Here is a 23,939-nt window from a genome sequence, read left to right as displayed (position 1 = left end):
GTCCTCCCCCCGCGCTCAGCCCTGGTCCAGGCCCGTCGACTGGCCCGCTACGTAGCGCCACACGCCCTCGCGGCGCGCATAGACCTGCGTGGAGCGGAACCGCGCGCTGAACGGCTCGCCATGCCAGGTCCCCTCGTCGCGCACCAGGCAGGTCACCACGGCGAGCTCGCCGTAGCTGCGCACGCCGACCTCCTCCGCGGTCTGCGCGCTCCAGCGCAGCGCGCCCCCCTCGACCGCCGTCAGGTACTCGGCCTTGCCCCAGAGGGTCCCCTGGGAGTTCACGTACGAAAAGTCGTCTGCGAGGAGGAGCGCGAGCTCGGCGAGGTCGCGCGTCACCAGGGCGCGGGCGCGGCGTTCCATGACGTCGCGGATGGCTTGCCCGAAGGCGGGGTGTTCGTCGGTCATGGAGGTCCGCGGCTCCACGCAGTGTTACCCGTGCGCCATGACGCCGTCGACGGTGAAGTCGGGCCGCGACGAGGTATGGCGTGGCGGACCGCGTCAACCGCGTAGCCATCGACCCAATCATGAATCAACGATGTTGTTCCGTAAGGCCCGTATACCGCGGAGAACCCTGTTGCGGTTCTTGGCAAGACACATCCACCGGGGTAGCGTGGCCAGGTAGTCGCGGTCGGCCCAATGCATCCGTAGGCGCTCGCGCAGGGGACAGGCGATGTAGAGCTCCAGGAGCGCGAGGTGGTGGCTGTTGATCGCATAGAGGGTGTGGCCGCAGCACGCGACCCGAAGCCAGTACCGATACCCGCTCGGGTTCTGCTCGATGTGGCCGCATCGCGAGCAGCTCAGCACCTCCTGGGGCGGCTCATGGCGGCGGGCCAACTCGGCACGTTCGCAGCAGCGCGGACAAGCGACGAGGAGGATCGTCACCGAACCCGGAGCGACGGGTCTCGGGCTGTAATCGTATTCCTCCCGAAACCGTCGCTTCATGGGTGCCTCGCCCACCGGACTATCAATCGATTGGTCAACCGAAGCCGCCGGACCAGGTCTGTCCAGATCGTCGCCTCTCGTGAACGCCCCCACGAAAGAATTCACGGAGCGGCTCGGCGTCGCAGGGCCCAATTGCTTTCCCGCGCCATAGGGCAGTCGGTGTTTCCCTCGTCAACCTGTGAGGAGGCGGCTGCCGCGAGGTGTCGCGATCTACGTCAGCGCTTCCTCGGCGCCGGCCGCGGTCACGGCCTGCTCAAGCCATCGGTGCAACGTGGGCATGTCGACGCAGCCGTCGATCTGCGCCTCCAGCGCGGGACTGAGCGCGAGCCCACGCCGCGCCAGCACCGTGCGCAGCGCGGCACGCGCCTCGGTCAGCCGGCCTTCCTGCTGGCCCTCCTCGATGAGCTCCTCCTTCACCTCCGGGCTATCCGCGAGCAAGGTGCGCAGGATCCCCTGCCGGCGCGCCTCGATCTCCGGATCATCGGAGCGAGCGAGCCGCCGCTTCAATTCCTCCTGGGTCCACGGTGACATCGGCATGTACTGTAGCATGGAGAGCACCCATTCCACTTCCCGCCGCGGTGCGACCCACCGGGCGAAATCGTCCAGGGCCCTCCCCGAGCGCGCCACCAGGAACGGCACCAGCTCGTCCCGCAACGGCAGCTCGTTGGCCGCGACCCAGAGAAACTGAAACGGCGAGGGGCCGATGCGGTAACAGCCTGAGGCAAACCGCTCCAGCGCCCGCACGCCGTGCAGCCACGACGGTACGTGGGGAGCGACGAACCACAGCGGCTCCTCCCCCATCCACGGCGGCACGCGCTCCTCGACCCGCTCGACCTCCCGCGCCTGCCGGCGCAGCAGCGCCCGCTTGAGCTCCACCACGTCCACGTGATCGCCGGGCATCTTCAGCTCGACGAGCGTTTCCTCATGTCCCCGAGCCTCCGGCCATGGCGCAGCCAGGGGAGTCAGACCGTCGGGCCGCAGCACCCGGAGGTAGCCGTCGGCCTGCACCCGATCGAGGCGAACCTCGGGCGCCTCCTGCCATGCGGCGGCGCCGCCCGTGACCCGCGCCGCTTCCTCCGCGAACGTCTGCTTCGCGAACCGGTCCAGCTTTCCCACACGGCTCTGATACCGATGCTCGGGCACAGGCGCACTTGAAATAGCCGCTCTTCTCGGCAGATATAGAGAGATCATTCCGGGAGGATGCGCGTAATTGCGAGCCTGGGTGCGCCGAGGCTCCGGAGACTCACCACGACCGGCGCGCTTTCGGGCGGCTTGGCGCAATCCATGGCGGCTTGGCGCAATCCATGGCGGCTTGGCGCAATCCATGGCGGCTTGGCGCAATCCATGGCGGCTTGGCGCAATCCATGGCGGGGTGGAAGCGCGGCGGCGGGACGCTCGCGACCAGCCGGCCCCGTGGGCACGGCTCGACGGGCTGGCCAACCGGCACGCAGATCTGCTCTGTTACGGTGTTGCGGCTGTTGTCTACACCGGCCACGGCGACCTCGCGTGGCCAGGAGCGATCTCGGGGTGGCAGCGAACATGCGCAGATCTCCGCGGAATGATGCCGGGCTCCCCCGCGGAGCCCGGGCCTGGGAGCCATGAGCGACGTCGACGTCCGGCTCGCCTGCGAGCCGCTGGGGGAGTGCGTCGTGCTGGAGCTCGCGGGGCGCGAGGCCATGGATGCCCTCTCGTCCTGGGAGGTGCGCGTCGCCGTCCCCGACGAGGTGGATCTCGCGGCGCTCCTCCGCGCCCCGGCGACGCTCGCGCTCGTCGACCCTGCCGAGGGCTCCGAGCGGCTCGTCCGCCTCCTCGTCGTCGAGGCGAGCTGCGATCTCCGCCGCGGCCGGGAGCGGATCTACGCGCTCCGCCTCTCGGATCCCCCATGGCTCCTCACGCTGCGCGGCGGCTACCGGGTCTTCCTCGAGAAGACCACCGAGCAGGTCGTGACCGAGGTGCTGGCGGGCGCGGGCATCCCTGCGGCGGCGATCGAGCCGCGGCTCGCGGGCGCGTACCCGGTGCGGCCCCAGTGCGTCCAGTACGCCGAGGCGGAGTGGGCGTTCATCGAGCGCCTGCTCGCCGACGAGGGGATCTCGTACTGGTTCGACACCACGGCCGAGGGCGAGCACCGCGTCGTCCTCGGCGACGGCGACGGCTCGCACGACGGGATCGAGGGCGGCGCGACGCTCCCCTACGCCGGGCCCCGCGGGGCGAAGCTCGGCGCGCGCGCCCTCTCGTCGCTCGAGTGGGAGGAGCGGGCCGTGGCCGATCGGGTCACCGTGCGGGACTTCGACGTGCGGCACCCGGACGTTTACATCGACGGCCACGCCGGCGAGGGCGAGCTCGCGTGGCTCGAGGTCCCGGCCGGCGTCCCCACGGCCGAGGCCGCGAAGGCGCGGGCCAGGCGGCGGCTGGAGCAGCTGCAGCGCGACAAGGTCGCCGTCACGGGGGAGAGCGACTGCATCCGCCTCGGGCCAGGGCGCCTCGTGGAGATCACGGGCGCGGGGGCGGACCTCTTCGAGCAGCGGATGCTCGTCGCCGAGCTCTCCCACCGCTACGCCCGGCCGAGCCGCGACGGCGGCGCGGCCACGCCTTACGGAAACCGGATCGCGCTCAGGCCGACGAAGGCCGCGGACGGCGGCGCTCACCCGCCCTTCCGGCCCGCGATCCGCCCGGCGCCCGCGGTGGAGCACATCGACGGCGCGGTGATCACGGGGCCGCCGGGCGAGGAGATCCACGTCGACGATCTCGGCCGGATCAAGCTGCGCTTCCTCTGGGATCGCTCCGGGATCACGGACGACCGCGCCTCGCACTGGATCCGCTGCCTCCAGCACCCGCTCGGCGCCTCGATGTTCCTGCCCCGCGTCGGCTGGGAGGTCCACGTCGGCTACCTCGACGGCTCGCCGGATCGCCCCTTCGTCCTCGGCCGCGCCTACAACGCGACCGCGGTCGCGCCGTTCCCGCTCCCCGCGGCGTCGGCGACGACCGCGCTCCAGTCCTGGACCACGCCGAGGAGCGGCGAGACCCAGGGGATCACGATGGTCGACGACGCGGGCGCGGAGGCGCTCTCGATCCACGCGTCGCGGGATCTCTCGGTCAAGGTCGGCGGCCCGGAGACGACGCGGATCGACGGCGACGACGCGCAGGTCGTCGGCCTGTCGCTCACCAGCAACGTGCTCGGGAGCCACGCCGCGCGCGTCGGGGCGAACCAGCGCGTCGACGTGGGGCAGGAGCTGCTCCTCTCGGTCGAGGGCGCGAGCTCCGAGCTCGTCGGCGGGGCGGAGCTCGTCGACGTCACCGGCAACCGCGCCGTGCTGGCCAGCGGGTCGTGCGTCGAGGTCGTGGGCGGCGGCTACGCGCTGCTCTGCAACCAGTCCAACGTCAACGTCAGCGGCGGCTGCGCCCGGGTGGTGCTCGGGACGACGTCGATCGCGAGCGGCCTCGGCGTCTCGGAGTCGGTCGCGGGGGCGCGCACCTACGCCTGCCGCGGGTCCCGGACGATCCGCTGCAGCAGCTACGCCGAGTCGATCAACGGCGGCAAGCGGAGCCAGGCGGGCGCGGTGCACGAGCGGGCCGCGGGGAACGTCGGCGTCAAGGCGTCGATGGGCACGATCACGGCCGGGAAGGTCTCGATCGGCGCGGGCGGGAAGGTGTCGATCAGCGCGCCGGTGGTGACGATCCAGGCCAGCGGCAGCATCGCGGCGGGCACGATGACGCTGGGCGGCGGCAAGCTGAAGACGACCGGCGGCGTCACCCACGTGGACGGCGGCACGACCCGGCGCGCCAGCGGAAAGGCGGGCAAGTGAGCGAGCGACCCATCCTGCTCGAGATCCCCGGCGTGGACGCCGAGCTCCGCGTCCACGCGTGCCAGGTCGAGGAGCGCGCCTGCGCCCCGACGGTGGCCCACGCGCGCTGCGCCGCCTTCGTGGGCGGCGAGCCCGCCGAGCTCGCGGCGCTCGATCTGATCGGCCGCGCAGCGACGCTCACGCTGCGCTTCCACGGCGTCGAGCGGCGCTTCGCGCTCGCTGTGGAGGCCGTCGAGGAGCGCGACGCCCACGCGCGCGTGACCCTCGCCTCGCCGGTCGCCCGGCTCGACGAGACGCGCGACTACCGGGTCTTCGTCGACGAGAGCGCCACCGAGATCGCGGCGCGCGTCCTCGGCGCTCACGGCGTCCGCCTCGACCTCCGCGCCCGCCGCGCGGCGGCGAAGCGGCCCCACTGCGCGCAGGTCTTCGAGAGCGACCTCGGCTTCTGCGCCCGCCTCCTCGCCGAGGAGGGCATGAGCTGGTTCCCGGACGACGGCGATCCCGCGCTCCTCCACGTCGCCGACGCGCCCGAGACGTTCCTCGACACGGGCGCGGCGATCCCGTGGCGCGACGAGGCGGGGCTCGTCCCCGGGCGAGCCCTCTACGCAGCGCGGGTCCGGAAGCGCGTGGCGGTCGAGAAGGTCGCGCTCAAGGCATACGATTTCACGCGGCCGATGCTCGATCTGAGCGGCGCCTCGGGCGAGGGCGCGCTCGAGTGGTACGAGGTCCCGGGTGGCCTCGACGATCCGGACGCGGGCCGCGAGCTCGCGGCGATCCGCCTCGCCGAACGCCGGGCCGGGGCGACCTCGCTCGAGGGCGAGGCCACGGCGCCGGAGCTCCGCGCCGGCGAGATCGTCGAGGTGACAAGCCCGCCCGAGGAGCTCGGCGACGCGCGCTGGCTCGTGCTCGCCGTCGTGCACGAGGCGAGGGCGGAGGGGGGTCCGGAGGAGCTCGCTTACCGCGCTCGCTTCGAGGCGGTCCCGGCGCGCGACGGCTTCCGCCCGGCGCGCCGCGCCCCCGCGCCTCGCGGCGGCGCCGGGACCGCGGTGGTCACCGGGCCGCCGGGCAAGGAGATCGCCCTCGACGAGCACGGCCGCAGCCGCCTCCGGCTCCGCTGGGATCGCCAGGGCACGCGCGACACGCGCGACACGCGCGACACGTCAGACGACCGGAGCTCCGGCTTCGCCCGCGTGACCCAGCCGCAGCTCTCGGGCGCGATGCTGAACCCGCGGGTCGGCTGGGAGGAGCTCGTCGGCTTCAGCGACCGGGGCGGGGAGATCCCCGTGATCCTCGGCCGGATGGTCAACGCAGTCCAGGCGCCGCCCGCCGCGCTGCCCGCGAAGAAGGTCGAGACCCGCCTCGGCACGCGGGCGACCCCGGGCGGCTCGGGCGGCAGCGGCGTCGGGATCAGCGACGAGGCCGGGAACGAGCGCCTCGGGCTCGACACGTCGGGCGACTACCGGGAGCGGACCGAGAACGACAAGCGGACCGAGATCGCCGGGCGATCCGAGCGCGTGGTCGGCGGCGCACGGACGGTCGAGGTCAAGGAGCGGCGGGTCGAGAAGGTGGCGGGCGCGCTGTCGCTCGAGGTGGGCGGCGAGCGCAAGGTGGCGGTCGACTCGAACTACGGTCTGAGGGCGGCCTCGGAGGCGATCACCGTGGGGGGCGCCCGCGTGATCCGCGCCGGCGGCGACTACCTCACCGTGACGCCGAGCTTCGTCCGGATGGTGGGCGGCGCGAAGGAGGAGGTCGGCGTCGAGCACCAGAGCGTGTTCGTCAAGGGCGCCTCGACGCTGCTCGTCGGCGGCTCGGTGAGCACCACCGCCGGCCCGTCGGAGTCGGTGGGCGTGGCCGGCGCGGCGATCGTGAAGGTCTCGGGCGCGCAGACGATCGACGCCGGCTCCTACGCCCTCACCGTGCGGGGGCTCTACGCCGAGAGCTTCGGCTCGCGCAGCGTCGCCGCCGGAGGCGACGTCGCGGAGAGCTTCGGCAAGGTCACGACCACCTCGCGGGGCGCCGCCGACATCGCCGGCGCCGAGGTCGCCGTCGAGGCGGCCGCGAAGCTGACGATCAAGGCGCAGGGGGTGACGATCACGATGACCCCTGGATCCATCACCATCTCGGGGAAGCTCGAGGGTCCGACGTCGAGCGTTGAGGAAGGGGTTCATCACTATGGCTAGGTCGCGCACGGTCCAGCAATCGACCGCCCGCCCCGCGCGGGGCGAGGCGAAGCCCCTCGGCCCCGGGCTCCACCCGGGGGTCGTGGAGATGATCGCCGCGCGCGGCGAGGAGGAGAGCGACGCGCGCCCCGCGTTCCAGGTGCGCTCGAGCGACGGGCGCCGGCTCCTCGCGACGCTCGCCGCCGGCGTCTCGCCCGCGTTCATCGAGGAGTGCATGCGCGAGGGCCGCACCGTCGTGCTCGCGGACGCGCCCGGGGGCGTCGCCATCCTGGGCGCGCTCCAGACGGCCTCGGCGCCGGCGCCGGACGCGCACGGGACGCTGGCGCTCGACGCCCGCCACCTCCGGCTCCGCGCCAGGGAGACGCTGGAGCTCGAGGTGCCGGGATCGAGCCTCCGCATCGAGCCCGGCGGCGCGGTGCGGATCGAGGGCGACCGGCTGGTGATCGACATGGCGGCGCTCGTGCGGATCTTCTCGGCGCGGGTGGAGCTGCCGTGAGCGGCGTCGCGCTGACGATCGAGGGCGATCCGGATCTCTCGCCGTCGCGCGTCCTCGGCGTGGAGCGGCTCGGAGCGGCCTCGGCGTTCGAGATCGATCTCCACGGCCCGAGGGACGCGCTCGTCGCCCCCGGGAGCGTGCTCCGCAAGGCGGGGCGGCTCGCCCTCGACGCTCCCACGGGGAGCAGGACGTTCCTCGGCGTCGTGACCCGGTTCGCCGTGATCGCGAGCGATCACGAGCACCTGCGGGCTTACCGGCTCACGCTCGCGTCGCGCTTCGCCCTGCTCGGGCTCACCCGGAGGGCGCGCACGTTCCAGGAGATGACGGCGCCGGAGATCGTCGAGCAGGTGGTGCGAGGGGGCGGCTACAGGACCGTGCGCAAGCGGCTCGCGGCGTCCTACCCGAAGCGCCGCTACGTCGTGCAGTACCAGGAGAGCGACGCGGCGTTCGTCCGGCGGATCTGCGAGGAGCACGGGCTGTATTTCCGGTTCGAGGACGACGGCGAGGGCGAGGTGTTCGTCCTCGAGGACGACTCCGCCTCCGCCGAGGACGCCTACCCGGACGGGGTCGCGCTGGTCACGCGCAGCACGCTGGACGAGCCGGGGCCCGTCGCGGTGGACGCGGCGCGGCGGCTCAGGCGCGCGGCCGGCAAGGTCGTCCTCCGCGATCACAGCCCCGATCAGCCCCGGCTCGCGCTCGAGGCCGAGGCCTCAGGGGGCGTCGAGGCGGAGCGGGACGTGGAGGTCTACGAGGCGCCCGGCGGCTTCGCTTCGCCGGCGGAGGGCGCGGATCGCGCGCGGATCCGGCTCGAGTCGCTGCGGGCCGAGGCCGCGTGCCTGTCGTTCGACAGCAACGCGCTGGCGCTCTCGCCCGGCGCGCGCTGCCGCCTCGTGGAGGCGCCGGACCACCACGGCGTCGTCCAGGCCGGGGGCGACTGCGTGGTGACCGACGTGGCGCTGCGCTGGGACGCGGGCGACGGAGTCTTCCGCGCCAGCGTCGGGGCGATCCCGGCCAGCGTGCCCTTCCGCCTGCCGAAGATCACGCCGAGGCCGCGCATCGCCGGGGTGCAGTCGGCCTGGGTCACCGGGGAGCGCGGGCAGGAGATCCACCCCGACGCGCTCGGCCGCGTCCACCTCCGCTTCCACTGGGATCTGCACGGCGAGGGCGACCAGCGGAGCAGCCTGCCCGTGCGGGTGGCGCAGCCGCACCTGCCGGATCCGATGCTCCTGCCGCGCGTGGGCTGGGAGGTCTTCGTGATGTTCGAGGACGGCGATCCGGATCGCCCCGTTGTGCTCGGGCGCTCGTACAACGAGAAGCAGCGGCCGCCGCTCGCGCTGCCCGCGAACAAGACGGTGACCTCGATCGCGACCGACAGCTCGCCCGGCGCGGGGGCGAGGACGGCGATCCAGATGGACGACGCCGCCGGCCGCGAGCACGTCCTCGTGCACGCGCCCTTCGCCAAGGAGACGACGGTCGGGGGCGATCACGAGGCGCAGACGCTGAAGAACGAAGATCTCCAGGTCGGCGCTGCCCTGCAGGCCGAGGTCGGGGGCGACGAGTCGACCTCGGTGCACCTCGGGTACATCGGCGGCTACGGCTCTCGCAGCGTGACGGTGGGCGCCGTGCAGCGCCAGAGCGCGGGGGGCAACTTCGTGAGCGAGGTCGGCGCCGAGACGGCCGTGGTGGGGGGGATGCTCGTGGAGCAGGCCGGCAACCCCGTGAAGGGCGCGGCCAACCTCGCCGCGTCCGCGCTGCTGTCGAAGGTGAGCGCGCGGGGCGCCGCCGGGCAGATCGCGGCGTCCGCGATGGGCGCGTCGCGCGCGGCCTACGAGGGCTACCAGGCGAAGGGCGCGGAGGGCGCGCTCGCCGCGATCAAGGACAGCGCGGCGGGCAGCGCGATGTCGCTGCTGCCGGGGGGCGAGGCGATCCTGGCGGCGGTGAAGGGGTCGTCGAGCCCGATGCCGTGGGATCATGGCCGGCCCGCGCAGGGCGAGGCGGCGCCGGGCGGCGGGGCCGCGGGCGCGAGCGGCGCAGGCGGCGGCCCGGCGGGCCCCGGCCCGGGCCACCGCAGCGTCGTCGCGAGCGGGTCGTACACCGAGGCGGTGGGCGCCCTCTACGCGCTGACCACGCCGGGCCCCGTCTCGTGGGTGACCGCCGGCCCCGCGACGACCGTGATCAACGGGAGCCACACGAGCAGCGCCGCGAGCGCCGGCCTCACGGTGGGCGGCGGCCTCGGCGAGTGGCTCGGATCGCTGAACATCGGCAGCCGGGGGGCGATCACCCGGAGCGTCGCGGGGGCCATGACCTCGGACGTGAAGGGCGCGCTGAGGATCAGCGCGGGCGGCTCGTACACGCTCACCGCGAAGAGCGCGCTCACGCTCGAGGTGAGCGGGAACCTGAAGCTCGGCGGCAGCCCGATCACCTTCCGGTGCGGGGCGTCCGAGATCTCGGCGACACCGGCGGGCGTCACGATCAAGTCCCCCTCGATCACCATCACCGGGAGCTCGAAGCAGTCGGGCTCGCTCACGCACCGATGAAGCTCACCGTGCTCGGCCTCGGCCTGGTTTCGCCCGCCGGCGCCTCGGCGCGCGATCATGTCTTCTTCCCGCGCGCCGGAGCGCCGCCGCCCCCGCCGTCGCCGTTCATCGGGCCCGACGGGCGCCGGATCGGCGCGCGCTACTGCCCGTGGATCAGGCCCTCGCAGGCCGACGGGGGCCGCCTCCTCGCGCTCGCGCGGGGCGCCGTCGCCGAGGCCCTCGCGGCGCTGCCGGGGGGCGACGGCGCGGGGATCCCGCGCTTCGTCGTGACGCCGGCGCCACGGCCGGGGCTGCCCGAGGGAGCGCTGTCGGAGCTGGCCCGCGCGCTCGGCCCCGCGGCGCAGCGCTTCACCGGGGCGGCGGGCGCGTTCGCGGCGCTGGCGCGGATCGCGGAGCTGCTCGCGGGCGGCGCAGGCGGCGCCGCGCTCCTCGTCGGCGTCGACTCGTTCGCCGGGGTGGACGCGCTCGCCGAGCGGCGGCGGAGGCCGGAGAGCCCGTGGCTGCTCGCGCCGCCGCCGCCGTCCGAGGGCGCGGGGGCGCTGCTCGTGGCCTCCGCGGAGCAGGCGTCGCGGTGGGGGGTGGCGGGCGTGGGAGAGATCGTCGCTAGCCGGCACGCGCCGGGGCGCGCGACCGACGAGGACGACGAGCCCGTCGACGCGGCGGCGATGACGGCGCTCCTGCGCGGCTTGCCCGCCGCGGCTGGGTCGATCCAGGCCGTCTTCGGGCAGGGGCGTGTTGGCGCGCTCCGGTGCCGAGAGTGGCAGTTCACGACGGCGCGGTGCGCGGAGCGGCTGTCGCCGAGCTATTTCGATCGCTGCCTCGAAGTGGAGGTCGGCGAGCTCGGGGCCGCGGCGGGCGTGATGGGGCTCGCCTGCGCGTTCGCGACGCTCCGGCACGGCGCGGCGCCGGCCGAGGCCGGGAGGTCGTTCGTGGCCTGGGCGATCTCCCGCGATGGCACCCGCGGGATCGCGCTCGGGGCCGCGGCGCGCACGGGAGCGGAGGGGGCGCTTCCGGTGATGATGCCGCTCTCGGGGGCGGTGATCGCGCGGGGGGTGGAGCGTGAGGCGTTCGTGCCGCCGCCGGGCGAGGCGGAGGAGCCGGGAGACGAGGCGTGGATCGAGGAGGAGGCTGGGGGGGCGGGCGCGGCGAGCAGCGGGGCGGCGAACGACGTGGCACCGGCGCTCCCGGAGCTGCCGCGCGAGAGCGCCCCCGCGCCGGCGGTGCGGCTCGACGCGAGGCGCGTGATCGAGGTCACGCTGGCGGGGTTCTATGCGTCGGTCGTCGATCACTGCGCGGAGCTCGTGGCCGCGCTCGCTCGGGATCGCGTCGAGGGGCGGCGCTCGTGGCTGCCGGAGACGGAGGCGCGGATGCTCCGGCAGATCGACGCGATCGTGGCCGCGGGGCCTCGGGCGCTGATCGAGGTTGCGGCCTTCTGGGAGCGCTGGATGGACGACCCGTGGAAGTCGTTCGCGGGCGCGCTCTCGCTCGCCGCCTTCGAGGGTGACGACGCGCTCGCCGCCATCCACCGGGCGGCGCACCTGATCCCGCAGGACGCCGAGGACCATGCGATCGCGGTCGCCGAGGCGCTCGCGCTGGTCGAGCGGCCTGGGCTTGCGGGGCTGGCGCGGGCGCTGTCGGCGTCGGCACACCCGATCGCGCGCGCCATCGGCGTGAACCTGCGCTCAATGCGGGGCGAGCTCCCGGTCGAGGCGCTCGGCGCCGCGCTCGCCGACGAGCACGACGCGGTGGTCCGCGCCGGGATCTGGGGCTGTGAGCAGCTACCGCCGGCGCAGCGTGCGCACTTCGTCGAGCGCTTGCGGGAGCTCTGTGGCGGGGCCTCCCCCGACGTGGCCTGGTCGGCCGCGCGGGTGCTCGTGATCGGCGGCGAGGTGGGGCTGGTGCGCGACGAGGCGCTGAGCGTGCGGCTCGGCTTGCGCGCAGCGGAGCTCTTCCCGCTGGCCGGCGAGCCGGGGGACTGGCCTCGGCTCGAGAGCCTGCTTGGCCGCCACCGGCCGACGCGCGCGGCGCTCTCCGCAGTGGCGCGCTTCGGCTGCCCGGCGAGCGCCGGCTGGATAATCCAGCGGCTCGACGACGAGGCGCTCGCGGACGATGCGGCGGAGGCGCTGCGAACGCTGCTCGGGCCGGTCGTCGAGGAGGCGCGGGAGCTGGAGGCCGGGGCGTGGCGCGAGGCGATAGCAGCGCAGCGGCTCGATCCGAAAAGGCGTTACCGCGGGGGGCGCGAGTTCTCGATCGCAGAGGCCGTGGAGGAGTGCGCGTCGGGGAGGCTGTCGCGCCTGGCCGTGGAGGCGCGGGTCGACGAGCTGCGCGCGCGGCTGAGGCTGCCGCACGCGGTCGACGTGAGCGGGTTCTGGGCGAGGGCGGACACGAACCTGGTGGCGTTTCTGAAGGTGGCGCGCAGCCGGGGCTGAGGACCGGGGCGAGCGGGAGAGGAGAGAGAGCGCCGTGGCGACGATCAATTACAAATATATTGCGACGACACGGAGCAATCATTTCTGTCCCGGCTTCGTGCCGGCCCTGAGCCATGCGCCGCCGGTGCCTCCCGTCGGTCCGGTGCCAACCCCGTTCCCGTACGTCGCGCTCTCGTCGAGCGCGACGGATACAGGCGAGCGGATCGAGATTGGCGGCGCGCCGGTGCTCCTGGATGGCAGCTCGATGAATGTCCAGGCGCCAGGTAACGCCCCTTGCCAGGGGACCGGGGGAGACGCCGTGACGCACGTCGTGAACAAGGCGTGCAATGTCTTCACCTCGTCAACGACGGTAGTATCAGGCGATCGTGGGATCGCCTGTACCGGCGACCATGTGTGGCTCAACGCAGCTGGCGCATCCTCAGACATCGCTCAGATCAGCGGGGTGCTCCTGGCGGCGGACATCATCCAGGCCACCACGCACGCCGGCGCCACCGTGAACGTGATGGTGGTGCTCGATCCGATCTCCGTTGCATCCGGCGCGATGGTCGACGAGAGCATCGATATCTCGATTCCGGGGCTGATCCCCATCGAATGGACGCGCCTCTACAGTTCCGCGCGCGTCGGCGAGCACACGCCGCTCGGGCGCGGCGGCTGGACGCATTCGTATCACCAGTGGATCGAGCTCGCCGGTGATACGCTACACCTTCGTGACGCCGACGGCGCGACGATCACGGTGCGCGATACGAAGCCACGCGAGCCAGCCTTCCACCGCGGCAAACGCCTCGTGTTCACCCGCGACAGCCGGGGCGGCGCCACGGTCTTCTCGCTCGACACGCGCCTCACCCGCACCTTTCGCCCGAGCGGCGGCGGACGCGCAGTCCTCCGTGAGATCACCAACGAATCCGGGCACAAGGTTATACTCGAGTACGACGTGGAGCGGCTCGCGCGGGTCGTCGACACCGCCCGCCGCACGATCGCCCTCAAGCACGATGGCAACGGCCACATCGTGCGTCTCGATGTATTCCCCCCTGGCGGCGAAGGGCGCGCCCCGATCCACGCCGTCTCGTTCGCGTACAACGATGCTGACGAGCTCGCGCAGGTGACCGATGCGTTAGGCCATACCGAGAGGTACGTCTACAACGAGCAGCGCCGCCTCATTCGGAAGACGCTTCCGACCGGTCTCTCTTTCCACTACCTCTACGATGCCGAGACAGGTCGCTGTGTCCGCTCCTGGGGCGACGGCGATCTCCATGCCGGCGATCTCACCTACGATCTCGACCAGGGGATCACGCACTTCACCGGCAACCCCGAACCGCGCGTCTTCAAGTGGCGGCCCGAAGACGGCTCGGTGGTGCGGGAGGCCTCGACCGACGGCATCTCCGTGCGCGATCTCGAGTTCGATGCCGATGGCCTGCTCCTCAAGGCCAAAAACGCGGCAGGTGACACGCTGACGCTCACCCGTGACCCGCGAGGAAACATCACGCGGATGGCTGACCCACTCGGCCCGCTCGTCGAGCTTGACTATGCGGAGGATCTGCTCGTGCAGCGCCGCGTGGGTGGCGTGTGCACCGATTTCGGCTATGACCACCGGAATCGACTTATCTCGATAAAGTACGCGTCCGGCGCCTTTCTCGCGCTGAAGTACGACGAACAGGGGCGCCTCGCCGAGGTGCACGGACCGGACGGGCTTCGCGGCGCCTTCATCTACGACGAGCAGCACAACGCCATTGAGGAGCACACGCCTCGCGGAGGGATCCGCCGCTGGCGCCACGACGCGCTCGGACGCCCGGTCGCCTACGTCGATCCTTTGGGAAGGGTGACTCGCCGCGAGCTCGACGCCCTCGGCCGGCCGGTCGCGCTGCACTTACCGGACGGGACCTCCCTGCGCTTCGAGCACGATGCGCTCGGCCGCCTCACCCGCCGCACGGATGCGCTTGGGCGCGCCGAAGCGTTCCGCTACGCCGGCCTGAAATCTCCCATCGAGGCGATCCTGCCCGATGGCTCGGTCTGGTCCTTATCGTATGACCTCAGCGAGCGTCTGCAGCAGGTGAAGAACCCGAAGGGCGAGACCTTCGATTTCCGCTACGATCGCGCCGGCAACCTCCGCGAACACCGTTCGTATGACGGCCGCGTCTCCCGCGCGCAGCACGGCAAGAACGGCCGCCTCGCTCGCGTGGAGAACCCTGACGGCACCTTCCGCGAGCTCCGCTATGACGGGGCAGGCAGGCTCGTCGCGGAGGAGACGCCGCACGGAGCGATCAGGGTCGAGACGCCCGAGGACCGCGTCGTCGAATACATCGTCGACGATCCGAGCGGCAAGATCCGTCTCTCCGTCGAGCACGACACGCTCGGCCGCGTGGTAGGAGAGACTCAAAACGGCCGGACGATCCGCTACGAGTACGACAGTCAGAACCGCTGCATCGCTCGCCACCTCCCGACGGGGCACGTGACCCGTTATGCCTACGATGAGGAAGGCAACGTCTCGTCGCTCGATCACGACGGCTATCGCGTGGAGATCCAGCGAGATCTCGCCGGTTCGGTGGTCCGCAAGGTCTTCGTTGGTGCGGGCGTGGAGGCGCGGCGCGAGCTCGACCTGATGGCGCGCCCCATCCGCGACTGGGTCGGCGTCGCCGAGCGCACGCTCGTGGATCGCCGCTACGCTTACGATCCCTCTGGCGCGCTCGTCGAGCGCAACGATCTGCGCTGGGGGCTCACACGCTACGGCTACGATCGCCTCGGGATGCTGCTCGAGGCGAGCTCTCCGAAGGAACGCGAGTCCTTCGTGTACGACGCGGGAGACTCGCTGAAGCCCGCGAGCTCGGCCTGGGAGACGGGACCGGGCGGGCTCTTGTTACGCACCGAGGAGGCCACCTACGCCTACGACAGCGCGAACCGGCGAATTCGCGAGGCTCGATCGGACGGCGAGACGCAGTACGTTTGGGACTGTCGCGGCCAGCTCCGCGAAGCGCAGCTCTGCGACGGCACGCGTGTGCTCTTCAGCTACGATGCGTTCAGCCGCAGGATCAGGAAGGAGATCATCCCGCCCTCCTCACCGGGCGCGCTGGCGATGGCGGAGGCGCCGAAGCCCCGCGTGGTCGAGTACCTATGGGACGGCCTCTGCCTCGCTGCAGAGCTCGACTCCGAGCGCGGCGTGCGCATCTTCGTGCATGAGCCGGGGACGATGTGCCCGCTTCTCCAGCAGGAGGACGCCGCGGTCCATGCGGTCATCACCGACCATCTCGGCACCCCGACCGAGCTCATCGGCGTGAAGGGTGACGTCGCGTGGTCAGCGCGCCACGCGGCCTTCGGCTTCATCGTCGAGACCGCGCGACGTGAGGGCGACTCATCCGTGGCGTCTCCCTTCCGGTTGCTCGGCCAATACCACGACGAGGAGACCGGGCTCTGTTATGTCCGCTACCGCTACTTCGACCCGAAGACCGCGCGCTTCTTGACGCCGGATCCGCTCGAGCTGCTCGGAAGCCGCAACCTGTTCGCCTTCGACGGCAGCCCCACCACCCATGTCGATCCGCTGGGACTCTCCTGCGTCATCATCGGCAACCCGGCGCATGACAAGTTCATCGCCGTGTGCATGACCGAGGTCAAGCCGGACCCGAGCAAGTACGTGATCGCGGTGCACGGGACCGCCCACCACGTGGCGGTGCGAGACGCGAACGGGATGACGACCCACCATACGCCGCGTCAGCTCTTGGAGATGATCGGCGCTGTCGGGAACTACAACAGCGCAGGAAACATCGTCCTCAACTCGTGCAACGTGGGTCGCATGCCAGACGGCGTGGCCCAGCAGATATCCCTCTCCTTTCCGAACCGGTACGTTTACGGTCCGAGTGATGTCGTCTGGAACCTCGGCCTCTACATCGGACCTCCAGTCGGAGTCGCCAATAGCGCGACCTATGTACCCAAGCCTGGCAAGCCTGAACCTCCGCCAGATTACACGCGCCCCGGACAGTGGAACTCGTTCTACAATGGCATGCCCCGTCAGGGCAACCGACACGACCAATACACGACACTGCCGCGCCCGATCAACCCGGGCTCAAGAACACAGCCGCTCGACATCAAGCCAGGCTCGAACACGCAGCCGCTCGACGTTGCCCGACCGGACAATGGACTGCCCTTTCGACGCCCTCCGTCGGGCTAATGGGTGTTCAATGAATCTGTGAGCATATCCTTCATCAATCCTGCGTCATCCGCGGAGCAGATCACAGGTACCGCGGAGCTCGTTCGCGGACATGTCCGAGAGCCATCTCAACACCCGCGAGCTAGACAGATGCATGGTAAAGGACGGCGCGATGCACGTCGTCAATTGCGAAGTCGGCGGCGAGCCACAGCTCATCGTTCTCGCTGGCCATGAGCTGATACGGAGGACAGCCACCGACCCTCGCAGCATCAAGCTCAAACAGAGAAGCGCCGCTGCACTTCGTATGAAACGGCACCGAAACACTCTCCCAGTCCCCTCTCGCCGCCAGACGGTAAATGCGCACTGGCATGGAATACGCCTGTGCGCACAGAAAGACTTGCCCCGAGGATGTGGTCAAGATGCCCTGCACTTCGTGGCTCTCTCGGAAGGGCGGCAGCAACTTCCACCCCCCCTGAACACGATGTGCGATAAATTTCTCCGCCGACGTCAGCCTACCTGAGGCGAAGAGCCCGTTCGACCGATAGTCGATGAAGATCGCCGCGCTCTGCTCATCCACTCCGGGTGGCCACTCGAACCGCTCCGGCTCGCGCTCTCCTCGCCGAAAGATCCACCAGCCAGGCTCATACTGCGGGGATTTTATGATGCGAAGGATGACCTCGCCTTCCCTGGTCACATAGGGATTGTATGCAAAAATACCCTGAGTCAGCACGGGATCGATCGGCGTGTCCGCGCCGTCCGCCCATCTGAACCTGCCGTCGGATCCCGTGACGATCACCCCGTCAGCCCACTCACCAACCCACTCGTTCTCGGGGTGTTCCACCCAGCAGCCAGAGGCGTCGTCCCAACGAACCACCACATTCCTGCTGACTTGGATCCAGAGCGTGGCACCAGGCATCGGCCCCTCGATGGCGCGCATCCCCGGCCCTGCATAGACAAGAGCCCAGACCTGGTCAGGCCACCGGCCCACCATGCTGGTAATCTGCGGTCGGACGGACGGCTTCGGCATGAGCTGCGGCTGAGCGTCCGGAGCACCCGGCAACTCCAGCTTCCGAATCTCGTGGAGATGGCCGTCCTGGGCCCGCGCGACGTGAAACCCGGTAGAGGCGAGGATCGCCCCATGCAGCCTGTGCAACCGGATGGGCTGCGGCGATGATGCGATGGCCTTGAACATACCGTGCTCGACTCCTCCTCCCTCGCTCCCTCACCGCTTCCCGCGGATCCGCTCTCCCGCCGCGACCAGCTCCCGCATCCACTTCATCCGCAGCCCCGGCTCCGCCGCGAACCTCGCCTGCCACGCGGCGTCCTCGGCGCCCTTCGCCTCGCGGGTGAGCCCGTAGCGCGCGATAGCCTCCATCGCCGTCGCGGGGCTCGCCGCGATCTCCGCGAGCATCGCAGCGTAGTCCTCCAGCGAGAGCCGGGGACCATCGGCCGCCGGCGAGCGCGCGCTGCCACCCGACGACGGCGCGGCGCCCGACGACGGCGCCCCGGGCGACGGGGCGAACGGGAGCGCCGGCTTCGCGGCCTCGAACATCACAGGCGCCGTCCCGACGCCGGGCGTCCCGGCAATCGACTCCTCCAACGCCCCTTCACGCAACGGCGGCAGCCCCACAGCTGGCAGCCCGGAGCTCACCGCGTCCCGCTGCCCTACGCGCGACCCAAACGGCAGCGCCGGCCGGCTCGGCGCCGGGAACACCGGCGCCGTCTCGGCGATCTCCTTCGGCGCGAGCACCGGCTTCGGCAGCTCCGGCGCGGCCAGCGACGGCAAAAGCGCGGGCCTCGCCGCCGGTGCCGGCGCAGGCGGCTCCGCCCTCTCCGCGCCCCCCGGCTGCTTCACGAACGGCAAGATCAGCTTCGATAAATCCCGCGGCAAATCCGCCGTCTCGCCCCGCACCGCCACCACGGCCCGCGCCTTCTTCACGGCCGCCGCCGCGCCGCCACGCGACCTCCGCGTCGCCGCCCTCAGCGCCGGCGCCTCAGGCCGCACCTCCGGCGCCGGCCCGGGCGCTGCGGCGAGGATCGCCGTCGCCTCGGCGCGCACGCCCCCCTCCGCCACGATCCGCTCCTGCCAGGCGCCCAGCAGCCGGAACACGTCGCCCTCGCCGAGCCCGCGCGCCTCGAGGAAACCGAGCGGATCCTCCGACGCCGTGAACGCGCGGAAGAAATCGAGCCAGGCGCGCAGGTCCGTGTCGAGCGGAGGCACCTTGCGCTCCACGTGCGCCTGCGCCGCGAGGCGGTGCTCGTCGCACGCCGCGATCAGCGCCCCGTCCCCCATCGCGCTCTCGGCGAGGCGCGCGGACCAGGCCTCCTCCGCCGACGGCCAGGCTCCGGCGGCGATCGCGGCATGCTCCAGGCTCGCCTCGAGCGAGACGCCCTCGGCCGTGTACGCCAGCACCGCCGCATAGGCCGAGAGCGGCACGCCCGCGATCTCGGGATCGACAGGCCCTCCGGAGCCGCCCGCCGCGTCACCCATCGCCGCGCACCACGACCTCGCGCAGCACCCGCCGGCCACGGCCTATCGGGAAGACGGCGCGCGCCACGAGCTCCACCCGCCGCGCCTCGGGCTGGATCAGCACCGTGTCGATCGGCGGCCGCACGACCACGCGCTCGCCCGTGTCGTAACGCGCGCTCACCACCACCGGAAACCCCGGCAGCGCGAAGACGACCGGCTCGAGCGACATGCCGGCGATGCCCACCGGATCCCCGGGCACGAGGTGCTCCTCGAACTGGAGCGAAGGGTGGGCGACGTTGCCGAAACGGATGTCCTGATCTTCAGGAGGGAGCGGCATCCGCGTCGCCTTCCACCGCTCGTCGAACGTGCCAGCGTGCTCGAGGCGCGGCGACCAGTGCATCATGATCGCGCCGAAGCCCACCGGCGCATGGCGATCCGACGCGGACGCGTGGGGCCGCTCCGGGTGCTCGATCTGCGGAGCCCTCGTGTCCACGAGGTCCGCAGCGCTCCTCGCCGCGCCGACGCCGGCCGGGTTCCGGAGATCGACCACCGAGAGATCCTCCGACATGCCGCCATACGCCCGCTCGTAGACGATCGGCACGCGCTCGAACGGCGCAGCAGGCCCGATCCCGACGCCGAGGACGCCCTTGAAGAAGAAGCGCTGCCCGTGGACGCGCAGGGGCGTCAGCCGCTGCCTGACCCGCACCGCGACGTCGAGCACCCTCACCTTCTCGGGGGCGATCGCGTCGCCGGTCACCACCACGTCCGTGCCCAGCTTGGCGACGCCGAGATCCGACGGGAAGCGGAGGCTGCTCCGCGGACTCTCGGGCTCCCAGGGCTCGTCGGCGACACGGACCGGCGCGGGGTCGTCGGCGAGCCTCGAGCCCCCGCTCCGATCGAGGACGAACGTGCCCTTGACGATGGCGACCAGGACGTCGTTGCCCTCGCGATCGAGGAGCGGCACGGGCTGGACGGCGAAGGGGGTCTGGTTCGCGATGCTCACGGGCGAGGATCCGACGGTGGGTCTTGCATCCTATACGCAGGCACGCCGCAGACACCGAAGATCGCTTCAGGGAAGCCGGCGCTCAGCGCCCGGTCATGTAGAACGTGCCGAGGCACATCTCGTCGGTCGTGCCTTCTCCCCAGACGACATCTCTGGGGACCCGCGGCTGTCCGTCGATGATCGGCTGCTTCTCGGGCGTGTTGTCCCAGTGGCACTCGATCGACAGCTTGTCGCCCGGCTCGAGCACCTTGGGCTCGGCGAGCTTGTAGTTTCCCTGCCAGTGGAAGTCCCAGCGCGGGATGTCGAGCACACACTCCGAGCCGCCGCCGGCGCGCTCGATCTCGAGGCGCGCGCGCGTGCCGAGCGTATGCATGTGGAGGCCCACCCAGTGGATCTCGATCGGCGCGTTGTCCGCGAGCGCCCGGGAGGGATCGGCCCCCCAGCGATGGACGACGTCGCTCTCCAGGGCAGGGATCATCATGGAGTCGCCGCTGAGCCAGGCCGGGTTCGCCCACGGCTGCATCGTGCCCTCCCGCTCGACGGAGCTCTCCAGCGTCACGTCGATCGCGGTGCGATCCGGCAGCTTGCCCGCCGTCAGCGTGTTGTAGTGAACCTGCAGGATCAGCCTGGAGCCAGGCTCGATCCGAGTGCCCGCCCCCGGCGGGAAGATCATGCTCCCGCCGCCGGGCACCCAGCCGCCGAGCCAGCGCGGCTTGAGCCCAGGGCCGCCGTAGCAGGGATATCCCGGGCCCGGGTCGGACGCGTCGAGGGCGTCGAGCTCGGCGAGCTGGTCCGGCGCCGCGATGAAGGCGATCACGTGGTGGACGACGCGCTGCTCGCCGGGCCTGATCCCGAAGCCGGTGACGTAACGCGTGGCCTCCTCCGGCCAGTTGATCACGAAGCAGCGGTACTCGTCGGGCCCCGTCTGCGGGGTGTACTCGACCGGCATCTCGAGCGTCCGGTCCACCCGCGCGAGCGCGCCGCTCGCCGGCGGCTCGATCGGCGGGCCCTCGTCCGCCGGGTCGCCCAGGGCCGCGCCGCCGTCGACCCACGCCGCGATGGTCTGGATCTGCTGCTCGGACAGGGAGCGGTCGCCCACGTACTCGGCGCAGGCGTTGTCGGCCGGCCAGGGGGGCATCGTGCGCTCGACGACGGCCCGCTTGATCGACGCGGCCCAGGACGCCGCGGTCTCGTGGCGCTCGAGCGAGAACGGCGCGACGCCGCCGTCGCTGTGGCACCCCGCGCACCGCGCGTCGAAGATGGGTTTGACGTCCCGGTAGTACGAGACGGCGGCCTGGACGCCGCCTCCCGCAGCGGCCCCGGCGTCATCGCCGCCGCAGGCGGAGAGGGCGGCCAGCGCCGCCGCAAGCCGTGCCCATGAGCCCGTGATCCCCGCGCACCTCGTCATAGAACACCTGCTCCGTGTCAGCGGCGCTCCTGGACCCCGCCGCCCGCGGGCTCGCGCTGGAGGAAGAACGCGATGACCTCGGCGAGCTCGTCGCGCGCGGCCACGAGGAGCACCGTGGCGCCCCCCGCGACGACGGAGGAGCCGCGCGGCGCCTCGACGCGGCCATCCGGGCGGTAGACGCCGGCGAAGACGCACGACGAAGGGAAGCTCGCGCTGCCCGCGATGGTGCTCACCGTGCGGCCCGCGACCACCGAGTCGACAGGGATGTCGAGCTCGAACGCGACCGACTCGCCGGTGCCGAGCACCATCGCGTGGCGTACGCCCGAGTGCTCGATCGCGGTGGCCATCGCGCCGATGAAGACGTCGATCTCGGAGAGGATCCGGTCGACGCCCGCGCGGACGTACACGCTCCGGTAGGCGGGGTCCCGCATGCGCACCATCACGCGCTTGGCCCCCGCGGACTGCGCGAGGAGCGCCACGGCGAGGTTGTCGGCGTCGCGGCGGAGCATCGCCACCACCACGTCGGCGCGCGCCACCTCGGCCTCCTGGAGGAGCCCGGCGTCGGTCGCGTCGCCCACGAGCGAGACGAGGCCGTGCCGCTCGAAGGCGCTGTTCGCGATCGACTCGTCGCGATCGACGATCGTCACGTCGTGGCCCATCTTCGCGAGGTGGACCGCGACGCTGAGCCCTGCGCGCCCGGCGCCCGCGATGAGAACGCGCATGTCAGCTCTCTCCTTCGTGCTCGTGAGGGTGCGCGGCGTGTCCGCCGGGGAGCTCCACCATGGCCCTGTCGATCCGGTTCACGTGGGCGTGCGCGGTGTCGGCGGCGATGAGGCCGCGCCTCGCCGCGTCGAGCACCGCCGCCTTCTGCGCCGAGAGGAGGGCGAGATCGGTGAGGTGGTCGCGGACCACCTCGCCCTGCGGCGTCTGGAGCGCCACCTCCGCCTGGATGACCTGCCGCTGGAACGAGGCGCGGCGCTCGGCGTGCTCCTTGCGGGACACGAGGCCCGCCGCGAGCAGATCGTCGAGCTCGGACTGGCCGCGCCGCGCCGCGATGAGCGTGGCCTTCGCGGCGTCGAGCACGCTGTCCGCCGTCGGGATCGCGACCCCTAGGACCTTGAGCAGCCGCGCGAACGGCAGCGCCTGCGCGACCAGCGTGACGAAGGTCACGCCGAAGACGATCGTGATCAGGCGGTCGCGGTACGGCAGGCTGCTCGGGAGGCTGAGGACCGCCGCCATCGACAGCGCGCCCTTGATGTTGCCGACCAGCATCACGTGCTGCCAGCGGAAGGGCACGACCTCGCCCGTGAGCGCCCGGAGCACGCCGAAGCAGCCGTAGACGGCCACCGCCCTGCCCCCGTGCAGGGCGATCAGCGCGAGGCCGATGGACGCCGCCTCGCGCACGAGCATATCCGCCTGGATCTGCATGCCGACGAGCTCGAAGAGCACCACGTTGAGGCAGAAGCCGCTCGTCTCCCAGAAGCCCTGGAGCGCGAGCACGCGCGAGGGCTCGAGGATACGGCGCGCGGCCTTGCCGACGATCACGCCGAGGACCACGACGGCGATGACCGGCGAGGCGTGGAGCCGCTCGGCGAGCAGGGCCGTGGCGAAGACGAGCACGATGGAGGCGAGGATCGCGGTCAGGTGATCCGGCGTGCGGCGGAGGAGGGACGCGCCGACGGCGCCGAGCGCGCCCCCGACGGCCGCGCCGCCGGCCATGGCCAGGGCGAGGGCGCGGAAGGACTCGGCGCCGTCGAAGGTGCCGCTCACGAGGACCTGCGACGCGAGCACCACGAGCACGAGCGCGGTGCCGTCGTTGAAGAGGCTCTCGCCTTCCATGATGGCCGCCAGCCGGTGCGGCACGCGGACGCTGCGGAACGCGAGCAGCACGCTCACGGTGTCGGTGATCGAGAGCAGCGCGCCGAGGAGGAGCGCCGCGGCGAACGGGAGCGCGAGCAGCTGCGTCGCCACCGCGGCGGTGCCGAGCAGCGAGATGAGCACGCCAGGCACGGCGAGCGCGAGGATCGGCCGGCTCGCGCCCCTCAGGCTGTCCGCGTCGGCGAACAGGGCGCCCTCGAACACGAGCACCGGGAGGAACGCGATGAGGATGACCTCCGGGTCCATCGGCGCCTTCGGGAGCACGTCGACGACGACGAGCAGCAGCCCCACGAGCACGAGCGCGACGTTGTAGGGAATCGCGACGCGCTTCGCGCCGATCGCGACGCCCGAGCCGACGGCCAGGACGAGGAGCAGGCTCTCGAGCCGCTCCCTCACGGGGCACCTCGCGGCGGCAGCGCGAGCACGAGGGAGGGCGACCGCGGCGGGCGCGTCGCGATGTGCACGGAGTCCGCGTGAGAGCTCACCGTAGATCCTGCGCTACCTGATCGCCTCCGGAATCGCAAGATGCGAGAGCGCATCGCCGGGCGGCCGAGCGAGAGGCGCACGCGCGCACGTGACGCCGCGCGCGTGCGCCTCTCGTTCGGCCGCCCGGGAAGAGGTGCGATATCGATAGATCACACGACACGACACCGGCGAC

At 72.0% G+C, this 23,939-nt stretch carries 15 protein-coding genes; 6 read left to right on the top strand and 9 right to left on the bottom strand.

Annotation, left to right across the window (positions count from 1 at the left end; translation table 11 throughout):
• Nucleotides 1-15: 15 nt before the first annotated feature.
• The 3 genes from WMF19_RS38180 to WMF19_RS38170 form a co-directional block, all read right to left on the bottom strand.
• Nucleotides 16-405: a nuclear transport factor 2 family protein gene (locus WMF19_RS38180; protein ID WP_437894873.1), complete on the bottom strand. Its 390-nt coding sequence runs from the start codon at nucleotides 403-405 to the stop codon at nucleotides 16-18.
• Between the two features lie 117 nt (nucleotides 406-522).
• On the bottom strand, nucleotides 523-942 hold the full coding sequence (locus WMF19_RS38175) for a hypothetical protein (protein WP_437894872.1): 420 nt from the start codon (nucleotides 940-942) through the stop codon (nucleotides 523-525).
• 210 nt (nucleotides 943-1,152) lie between these two features.
• Nucleotides 1,153-2,268 carry a hypothetical protein gene (locus tag WMF19_RS38170; protein WP_437894871.1) on the bottom strand — a complete coding sequence of 372 codons (1,116 nt, stop codon included), beginning with the start codon at nucleotides 2,266-2,268 and terminating at the stop codon, nucleotides 1,153-1,155.
• Nucleotides 2,269-2,540: 272 nt separating this feature from the next.
• Here WMF19_RS38170 and WMF19_RS38165 point away from each other — a divergent pair, with 272 nt between their 5' ends.
• The 6 genes from WMF19_RS38165 to WMF19_RS38140 are packed head-to-tail and all read left to right on the top strand — an operon-like array spanning nucleotide 2,541 to nucleotide 16,543.
• Nucleotides 2,541-4,745 carry a type VI secretion system Vgr family protein gene (locus WMF19_RS38165; RefSeq protein WP_437894870.1) on the top strand — a complete coding sequence of 735 codons (2,205 nt, stop codon included), beginning with the start codon at nucleotides 2,541-2,543 and terminating at the stop codon, nucleotides 4,743-4,745.
• Nucleotides 4,742-6,925, top strand: coding sequence for a type VI secretion system Vgr family protein (locus tag WMF19_RS38160; protein ID WP_437894869.1), 2,184 nt, complete (start codon nucleotides 4,742-4,744; stop codon nucleotides 6,923-6,925). Before WMF19_RS38165 ends, WMF19_RS38160 begins: the two co-directional genes overlap by 4 nt.
• Nucleotides 6,918-7,421 carry a hypothetical protein gene (locus WMF19_RS38155; protein ID WP_437795198.1) on the top strand — a complete coding sequence of 168 codons (504 nt, stop codon included), beginning with the start codon at nucleotides 6,918-6,920 and terminating at the stop codon, nucleotides 7,419-7,421. The genes WMF19_RS38160 and WMF19_RS38155 overlap by 8 nt, the downstream gene beginning before the upstream one ends.
• Entirely contained in the window at nucleotides 7,418-9,958 is a 2,541-nt protein-coding gene (locus WMF19_RS38150) for a type VI secretion system Vgr family protein (RefSeq protein ID WP_437894868.1), read from the top strand. The genes WMF19_RS38155 and WMF19_RS38150 overlap by 4 nt, the downstream gene beginning before the upstream one ends.
• A complete protein-coding gene (locus WMF19_RS38145; RefSeq protein ID WP_437894867.1) occupies nucleotides 9,955-12,387 on the top strand; it encodes a hypothetical protein in 2,433 nt (810 codons plus the stop codon). The genes WMF19_RS38150 and WMF19_RS38145 overlap by 4 nt, the downstream gene beginning before the upstream one ends.
• Nucleotides 12,388-12,421: 34 nt before the next feature.
• Nucleotides 12,422-16,543 carry a DUF6531 domain-containing protein gene (locus WMF19_RS38140; protein WP_437894866.1) on the top strand — a complete coding sequence of 1,374 codons (4,122 nt, stop codon included), beginning with the start codon at nucleotides 12,422-12,424 and terminating at the stop codon, nucleotides 16,541-16,543.
• Between the two features lie 121 nt (nucleotides 16,544-16,664).
• Here WMF19_RS38140 and WMF19_RS38135 read toward each other — a convergent pair whose 3' ends face one another.
• The 6 genes from WMF19_RS38135 to WMF19_RS38110 all read right to left on the bottom strand — a co-directional run bounded on the left by WMF19_RS38135 (nucleotide 16,665) and on the right by WMF19_RS38110 (nucleotide 23,677).
• Nucleotides 16,665-17,714, bottom strand: a complete 1,050-nt coding sequence (locus tag WMF19_RS38135; protein ID WP_437894865.1) for a hypothetical protein — start codon at nucleotides 17,712-17,714, stop codon at nucleotides 16,665-16,667.
• A 30-nt stretch (nucleotides 17,715-17,744) separates the two neighbouring features.
• Nucleotides 17,745-19,013 carry a hypothetical protein gene (locus WMF19_RS38130; protein WP_437894864.1) on the bottom strand — a complete coding sequence of 423 codons (1,269 nt, stop codon included), beginning with the start codon at nucleotides 19,011-19,013 and terminating at the stop codon, nucleotides 17,745-17,747.
• On the bottom strand, nucleotides 19,006-19,995 hold the full coding sequence (locus WMF19_RS38125; RefSeq protein WP_437894863.1) for a DUF2169 family type VI secretion system accessory protein: 990 nt from the start codon (nucleotides 19,993-19,995) through the stop codon (nucleotides 19,006-19,008). Before WMF19_RS38125 ends, WMF19_RS38130 begins: the two co-directional genes overlap by 8 nt.
• A gap of 82 nt (nucleotides 19,996-20,077) precedes the next feature.
• Complete coding sequence (locus tag WMF19_RS38120; protein ID WP_437894862.1) at nucleotides 20,078-21,403, bottom strand: c-type cytochrome; 1,326 nt, start codon at nucleotides 21,401-21,403, stop codon at nucleotides 20,078-20,080.
• A 17-nt stretch (nucleotides 21,404-21,420) separates the two neighbouring features.
• Nucleotides 21,421-22,125 carry a potassium channel family protein gene (locus WMF19_RS38115; RefSeq protein WP_437894861.1) on the bottom strand — a complete coding sequence of 235 codons (705 nt, stop codon included), beginning with the start codon at nucleotides 22,123-22,125 and terminating at the stop codon, nucleotides 21,421-21,423.
• Between the two features lies 1 nt (nucleotide 22,126).
• Entirely contained in the window at nucleotides 22,127-23,677 is a 1,551-nt protein-coding gene (locus WMF19_RS38110; RefSeq protein ID WP_272102636.1) for a cation:proton antiporter, read from the bottom strand.
• Nucleotides 23,678-23,939: the final 262 nt, after the last annotated feature.

Origin of the sequence: Sorangium sp. So ce124 (assembly GCF_051525235.1) — a bacterium.
Taxonomy (GTDB): domain Bacteria; phylum Myxococcota_A; class Polyangia; order Polyangiales; family Polyangiaceae; genus Sorangium; species Sorangium atrum.
Note: the sequence above shows the minus strand (reverse complement) of the source record. Positions and strands in the feature narration are given on the sequence as shown.

Bases quoted from the DNA above. Each gene is read 5' to 3' on its own strand.
- WMF19_RS38175 (WP_437894872.1), bottom strand. From the start codon at position 942: ATGAAGCGACGGTTTCGGGAGGAATACGATTACAGCCCGAGACCCGTC.
- WMF19_RS38145 (WP_437894867.1), top strand. From the start codon at position 9,955: ATGAAGCTCACCGTGCTCGGCCTCGGCCTGGTTTCGCCCGCCGGCGCC.
- WMF19_RS38135 (WP_437894865.1), bottom strand. From the start codon at position 17,714: ATGTTCAAGGCCATCGCATCATCGCCGCAGCCCATCCGGTTGCACAGG.
- WMF19_RS38180 (WP_437894873.1), bottom strand. From the start codon at position 405: ATGACCGACGAACACCCCGCCTTCGGGCAAGCCATCCGCGACGTCATG.
- WMF19_RS38170 (WP_437894871.1), bottom strand. From the start codon at position 2,268: ATGGATTGCGCCAAGCCGCCATGGATTGCGCCAAGCCGCCATGGATTG.
- WMF19_RS38120 (WP_437894862.1), bottom strand. From the start codon at position 21,403: ATGACGAGGTGCGCGGGGATCACGGGCTCATGGGCACGGCTTGCGGCG.
- WMF19_RS38115 (WP_437894861.1), bottom strand. From the start codon at position 22,125: ATGCGCGTTCTCATCGCGGGCGCCGGGCGCGCAGGGCTCAGCGTCGCG.
- WMF19_RS38165 (WP_437894870.1), top strand. From the start codon at position 2,541: ATGAGCGACGTCGACGTCCGGCTCGCCTGCGAGCCGCTGGGGGAGTGC.
- WMF19_RS38130 (WP_437894864.1), bottom strand. From the start codon at position 19,013: ATGGGTGACGCGGCGGGCGGCTCCGGAGGGCCTGTCGATCCCGAGATC.
- WMF19_RS38155 (WP_437795198.1), top strand. From the start codon at position 6,918: ATGGCTAGGTCGCGCACGGTCCAGCAATCGACCGCCCGCCCCGCGCGG.